Below are 488 nucleotides of genomic sequence, written 5' to 3' on the forward strand. Positions count from 1 at the left end.
CTGTCGAGGAGACCGGCGTCGCGCTGCTGGGCCTGGCGCGGGGTGCGTCGTGGGCCCAGCTGGCCGCGATGCTGCGGTCGCTGCTGGCCGAAGGCGACGTCGGCGACGCCGAACCGGAGACGCTGGCCGGGCTGCCGTCGGGCGACCTCTTCGCGGTGGCCAACGCGATCGGAGCGCTGATCGACGCGCCGGTCACCATCGAGGACCGCCGTTCGCGCGTGCTCGCGTTCTCCGGCCGCCAGGACGAAGCCGACCCGTCGCGGGTGGAGACGATCCTCGGGCGGCAGGTGCCGGAGCGGTTCTCGCGGATGCTGGCCGACCGCGGGGTGTTCCGCGAGCTGTACCGCAGCGACCAGCCGGTGTTCGTCGACCGGCCGGCGGAAAGCCCCGACGGCTTCATGATCCCGCGGGTGGCGGTCGCGGTGCGGGCGGGCGACGAGATCCTCGGCTCGATCTGGGCCGCGGTCCGCGAACCGCTGACGCCCGAC

1 pseudogene is annotated in these 488 nt (G+C 74.6%); it reads left to right on the forward strand.

Annotated elements, in window-relative coordinates:
• Positions 1–488 (forward strand): annotated as a pseudogene (locus G3I65_RS27745) (PucR family transcriptional regulator); the annotation flags it as partial.

This window comes from Amycolatopsis sp. SID8362 (assembly GCF_010550475.1).
GTDB lineage: Bacteria > Actinomycetota > Actinomycetes > Mycobacteriales > Pseudonocardiaceae > Amycolatopsis > Amycolatopsis eburnea.